This is a genomic window from Vibrio sp. (genome assembly GCF_050299255.1).
GTDB lineage: Bacteria > Pseudomonadota > Gammaproteobacteria > Enterobacterales > Vibrionaceae > Vibrio.
Genome location: NZ_JBNKVP010000123.1, coordinates 1 through 5,998, shown reverse-complemented (window position 1 = coordinate 5,998; position 5,998 = coordinate 1). Strand labels below are relative to the sequence as shown.

3 protein-coding genes and 3 pseudogenes are annotated in these 5,998 nt (G+C 48.2%); 4 read left to right on the top strand and 2 right to left on the bottom strand.

Features of this window, described 5'->3' with window-relative positions:
- Window positions 1-286: pseudogene (locus ACQY6F_RS17910) on the bottom strand (hypothetical protein); the annotation flags it as partial.
- Window positions 287-366: 80 nt separating this feature from the next.
- On the opposite strand from ACQY6F_RS17910, the gene ACQY6F_RS17905 reads away from it, so the two are divergent.
- Genes ACQY6F_RS17905 through ACQY6F_RS17895 form a run of 3 tightly spaced genes read left to right on the top strand, consistent with a single transcriptional unit; the run spans window position 367 to window position 2,828 of the window.
- Window positions 367-606 carry a hypothetical protein gene (locus tag ACQY6F_RS17905; protein ID WP_428776390.1) on the top strand — a complete coding sequence of 80 codons (240 nt, stop codon included), beginning with the start codon at window positions 367-369 and terminating at the stop codon, window positions 604-606.
- Entirely contained in the window at window positions 587-766 is a 180-nt protein-coding gene (locus tag ACQY6F_RS17900; protein WP_428776389.1) for a hypothetical protein, read from the top strand. The genes ACQY6F_RS17905 and ACQY6F_RS17900 overlap by 20 nt, the downstream gene beginning before the upstream one ends.
- The gene (locus ACQY6F_RS17895) at window positions 729-2,828 is read left to right on the top strand and encodes a recombinase family protein (protein ID WP_428776388.1); all 2,100 of its coding nucleotides are present in this window, start codon (window positions 729-731) and stop codon (window positions 2,826-2,828) included. The genes ACQY6F_RS17900 and ACQY6F_RS17895 overlap by 38 nt, the downstream gene beginning before the upstream one ends.
- 38 nt (window positions 2,829-2,866) lie before the next feature.
- Here the strand turns inward: ACQY6F_RS17895 and ACQY6F_RS17890 are convergent.
- Window positions 2,867-3,101, bottom strand: a pseudogene (locus ACQY6F_RS17890) (hypothetical protein); the annotation flags it as partial.
- 510 nt (window positions 3,102-3,611) lie between these two features.
- On the opposite strand from ACQY6F_RS17890, the pseudogene ACQY6F_RS17885 reads away from it, so the two are divergent.
- Window positions 3,612-5,998, top strand: a pseudogene (locus tag ACQY6F_RS17885) (protein ndvB); the annotation flags it as partial.

Below are 5,998 nucleotides of genomic sequence, written 5' to 3'. Positions count from 1 at the left end.
CCCAAAATCGACCAGTGACTTTATCTTCCTTATTCGCATCACGGGCAATCGGTTCATTTAGACAACGCATGAACCAGCTTAGGTCGATCAAACGAGAACGCCAAAGTTCAACTCGTTCAGCCAGGATATGTTGCTCTGAAGTAGTGAGTTCTTCATGCTTGAGATAGCGATGGGATAGGTCATTACCCGAAAAGAGTTTATGCCATCGGTTACAGACTTCACGGTCAGACCATTTAGCTGAATTTTCCTGATCAATATGCACTACAACATGGTAGTGATTATTCATCACCAACCACACTAACTACCTTGTCTGCAACGGCAAGGGTTTATTATCCATTTCATCCGTATGTCAATCGAACCTTCAAAGTGCTTCAACGTACCGGCGGGAAGCTTGGTCAGGTCACCGTAGAGTTATCAGCAGGCAAAACCTTAACCCTGCCACTGTGGATGCTTCAACCCGACGCAGCACGCCTGAAAATTGATTCCACAGTCAATATTCCAACCCCTGTTCTGTTAGAAATTGTTGATTTAATCCACTCCAGTTGCTCTGATTTAAAGCCTCTATTCGATGCTTTGGAGCATACCGATGGATCAACAAAGCTTTAACTTTCAGCACGATGAAGATCGTTTCATTCACCATCAATTCGATGAGCTGCAATACCAGTCGCTCGTCGACCTGATGGCCGTACTCATTATCACTGCTTTCCAATCCCAGGAGAAACCCAATCATGCACAATCACAATCCTCAAACCAGAATAAAGACTGACCACCTGGCTCGTCAGGCCATCGTTTACCTGCGCCAGTCCTCTTTAAGCCAGGTCAAACACAACACTGAAAGCCAGCGCCTGCAATATGCATTAGCTGAACGCGCCAATGACCTGGGCTTTAATCGGGTCAAAGTAATAGATAAAGACCTTGGTGTCAGCGCAGCAACCGGGGCGCGTGAGCGGCCAGGTTTTCAGCAACTACTAACCAGCGTCGCGCTTGGCGATGTCGGGATTATTCTCAGCCGTGAACTCTCGCGTCTATCTCGTACCGATAAAGACTGGTGTCATTTAGTGGAAATCTGTCAATTTACCGATACCCTGATCGGTGATGAGCAAACTGTGTACGATCCCAATCAGTTTGATGATCAATTGGTGCTGGGCATTAAGGGCACGATCAGTGCCGCTGAGTTGAATGTGCTTCGTATGCGCCTGATTCAAGGCAAAGAGGCTAAAGCGAAGCGTGGCGAATTGTTCTCATCAATAGCGCCGGGTTATATCCGCGATGGGGATACCATCGTTAAAGACCCAAATCAGCGCGTGCAGGAGGCTATTATGTTGGTGTTTAACAAGTTCCAGCAACTCGGTAGCCTTCGCCAGACCTATTGCTGGTTTATGGAGAACCAGATTGCATTACCGGTCAATAAGTCCATCAATGGCCAGTTCCAGAGGGTGTGGAAGTTGCCGGCACAGACTTTCATCCCCAGCGTGTTACACAATCCAGTTTATGCCGGTGCCTATGTCTATGGGCGTCGTCCGATCGAGAAAGTACTGGAGCAAGGGGTATTGAAAAAACGTCAGGCCTCCATTCTCCCGCACGATCAGGCAAAGGTCTTTATTAAGAACCACCATGAAGGGTATATTAGCTGGGAGACTTATCTTCGGTATCAGCGCATGATCGACAACAATGGTACGAACTTCCAGGCGAATGAATCGACCCTGGCCGTACGACAGGGGCATGGGCTGCTTACTGGCCTGCTACGCTGTGCACGATGCGGACATAAGCTCCAGGTACGCTATTGGGGCAAAAAGGGGACGACACCGAGGTACTTTTGTCATGGCGACTATAACAGCTCAGGGAGCTACTGCATCGGTTTTGGGGGCATAGCAGTAGAACAGCGGATAGCGGACGAAGTACTCAAACGGATTTCACCCGAAGGCGTTGCGGCGAGCCTACGGGCTGTTGAGCAACTCGAGCATACTCACTGCGATCACCACAGTGCATTGCAAAGACAACTACAACAACTGGAATATGAAGCACAACGTGCTTTTGAGCAATATGACCAGGCTGACCCTAATAACAGATTAGTGACTGATACTCTGGAGCAGCGATGGAATGAAAAACTAGAACGGGTCGAGCAGGTCAAGAGTACGCTTTATGTCGCCCAGCAGACTCAGCCAACACTCACCGAACAGAACAGGCAATCGATCCTGGCGCTGGGCCAGCACTTTGCCAGGACCTGGTATTCGCCCGATTGCCCGATAGAACTCAGGAAAAAAATCGTACGCTGTCTGATCAGGGAAATCATAGTCGACCTGGATGAAGAGAAACTGCTGTTAAGCTTTATTATCCATTGGCAAGGGGGCAGTCATACCTCGTTGAGTATTCCCAAACCTCTACCAGCCAATCAAGCACATAAGACTGCGCCGGAAGACCTTGAGCTGATCTGCAAGATGGCGCTGAGATATCGTGATGCCGAAATCGCCATGGTGCTAAGCAAGTTGGGAAGAAAGACCGGTAAGGGTCATCGCTGGACTCAAACAAGTGTGCGCACTATCCGCACAAAAAACGGCATTAAACCGGCACCCAAACACAAGGATGACGACATCCTTAATCTGGTGCAAGCCAAACATTATTGTGGGGTCAGTAGTTCAAGCATCATGCGCTTGATCAACGCTAATATTTTGCCGGCTGAACAAGTCGTGCCATTTGCGCCCTATGAAATAAAACAGTCGGATCTGGACAAAGATCCGGTATTATCAATACTTAGAACCCTCAAAAAAACCGGTAAGTTGATCCTTAAAGGGGGTGTTTCAGCTAATCAGCCAGAACTGTTCATTTAAAATCAATCACTTAACTACCAGGGGTATTTAGCTTATGCGTTCATAATAGCGTAGGCTGCGATATCGATAGCAAAAGTGTTGGATAATGAAAGTAATCGGTCTTCAATCCACTGTCTTCTGTGTTCGTAATCCTGACCGGATTGAGAATCCTTACCACACAAAAAAGCACGGCGGAGAGCCTGCCCCGCGAAGCGCTTTGGGTACACAGCGGGAAATACAATGGTAATAAGGGGTGGCTTCAATAGAAACCTGAGTTTTCCTGGCTTTAGGCATAATGCGCTCCTTGCGATTTGATCAGGTTTAAAAACTACGGCTTTTGATTGTAGTTGTCAATCTTCAATATATGGGTGTCCGTGTTTACTCACGTGGGTGTCCGTGTTTAACTCACGTGTCCGCGTTTAACTCAATAAAACTGATCAGTATTTAGTGTTTTAAACATTAATTGATTCGCTAATGTCAGCTATATAGAACATACTGTACCCATTCGATCCTTTCAGGTTTCACATCAGAATAATTTCTGATCTTTCATTATTCTGTTTTTCATCTATCGCCAGAACAGAGGCCACTGGCTTTTCCTCTCCATGCATATATTAATCAGATGATTAACATGAGTGGATACATCATGATTTAACTGCGTTTCATGGGTTCTTAATCAATCAATTTCTCAGACGTCGAGTGACTTTAGCTGACTGAGGCTATTCCACTGAGGTAAAAATGTTATATCCAAAATCTGCTGTTTTCTGGAGAAGAGCTTCCCTCCCTCCATGGAATAGCTTACTGCCTGTGCGCGAAGAGTTGTTTGGCATCGAACGCCTTGAGCAGCATGCTCAAAGCCTGGCCGCAGCACAGAATGTTTCTGATCCTGCGCCCAGAGTGCTGCCGCTACATTCACGACTGAATGATAATGCCTCTGTTTTGCTTGAAGCCTATCGTGCCAGTGCAGCTGAGCTTGAATCAGGGCGTAGCGTGGTACCGGCGGCGGAGTGGTTACTCGATAATTATCATCTGGTAGAAGAGCAAATTCGAGAGATCAAAGATGATCTGCCGATTGGGTTCTACCGCAGGTTACCAAAATTGGCTGACGGGCCTTTAGCCGGTTACCCAAGAGTATTTGGCATAGCCTGGGCATTTGTCGCGCATACCGACAGCCATTTTGATCCAGATACTCTGTGTCGTTTTATAGATGCATATCAACAGGTACAGGCGCTCACTATAGGTGAATTGTGGGCGGTTGCGATTACCTTACGCATAGTCCTCATCGAGAATCTGCGTCGGCTGACAGATCAGATCGCAGTTGGATTAGTGGAACGTAATGATGCCAATCAACTGACGGCTCTACTATTAGCTGAAGGATGTGAACATTCGGCTCTCAAATCAGATATAGACAGTCGCTCCCCCGGCCCTCTGTCAGAATCCTTTGCAGCCCAACTGGCTAAGCGTCTACGCGATCAGGATCCTAGAACAACGCCAGCGCTTGAGTGGTTAGAGCAGAGGTTAAGACGACAGGGGCTTTCCGTCGACGAAGTAGTACAGCATAGTCAGCAACGACAGGGTGCATCCAACGTCAGCATACGTAATGTGATTACCAGCATGCGCCTGATTTCAGATATTGACTGGGCAGAACTGTTTGAAAACGTCAGTCTGGTGGATGAACGCTTACGTGCCGACAGTGCTTTTGCCGAGATGGATTTTCATACTCGTAATCTTTATCGCAGTGCCATCGAACAACTCTCACGCGGTTCAGATTTTACTGAACTGGAAATTGCTGAGCTTGCGCTTAAAGCCTCTCATACTGCGGCGTCTGATGACAGCGATGATATCGAGACCGAACGCGTTGCTGATCCCGGATATCACCTGATCGATAAAGGTCGGCTTGCTTTTGAACACTCGATTAAATTTCTCCCCAATATCCGCTTAAGGGTGACTCGGCTGCATATTCGCTTTGGTCTTGCTGGTTATGTGGGTTCAATATTACTGCTAGCGCTAGGTTTGCTTGCGCTGGCTTTGTCTACGTCTGGATTATCCGATCTATCACTGCTCTGGCTGGCCGCTTTGGCACTTATTGGTTTTCTGCCAGCCACTGAAGTTTCGAATGCTTTGATCAACCGCTTTGTATCGTGGAGTTTCGGTGCGATCACCCTGCCAGGTCTTGAGCTTAAGAACGGCGTGCCAGCTTCTCTGCGTACGCTTATTGCTGTGCCGACCATGCTGACCAGTGAGGCTGACCTGCTGGAGCAGATAGAACGCCTGGAGGTTCACTACCTTAGCGGCATCGACGGCGATTTAAGCTTTGCTCTGCTGGCTGATGGGGTGGATGCTGACGAAGAAATTCTACCATCGGATGCAGAGCTGCTATCACTGGCGACAGCAGAAATTGCAAGGCTTAATCACCGTTATCCTGCAGGCCCTGCTGGAGATCACTTCCTGCTACTACATCGGCGCAGACAGTATAATGCCAGTGAAAACAAATGGATGGGCTGGGAGCGCAAGCGGGGCAAATTACAGGAACTTAATCGACTGCTTCGCGGAGCTAAAGATACCTCTTACCTAACCCTCAGCGGAGAAACACCACAGGTACCCGATAATGTTCGTTACGTGATTACACTGGACGCGGATACTCAGTTGCCACGTGACACCGTACTACGTCTGATTGGCAAGATGGCACATCCGCTAAACCGCCCACGGTTTGATTCCGAGTCACAAAAGGTGGTGACAGGCTATGCCATTCTACAACCACGCGTTACCCCATCCTTGCCCATAGGTCAGGAAGGGTCCTTGTATCAACGTGTTTTTTCGAGCCCTGGCGGTATAGACCCCTATGCCGCAGCAACCTCGGACGTTTATCAGGATCTGTTTGGTGAAGGCTCTTTTACCGGCAAGGGTATCTACGATGTGGATGCTTTTGAAGCAGCACTGGCAGGACGTGTTGCTGAAAATACCATGCTTAGCCATGACCTGTTCGAAGGCATCTTTGCGCGTGCAGGATTAGTCTCTGATATCGAAGTAATCGAGGAATATCCTGCTCGTTATGACGTGGTGGCAAAACGTCAACACCGCTGGACACGTGGCGACTGGCAACTGCTACCGTGGATACTGGGTAGACCAAATGGAAAAACAGCCGTATCAGCGCTGGGAAGATGGAAGATGCTAGATAACCTGAGACGTTCCCT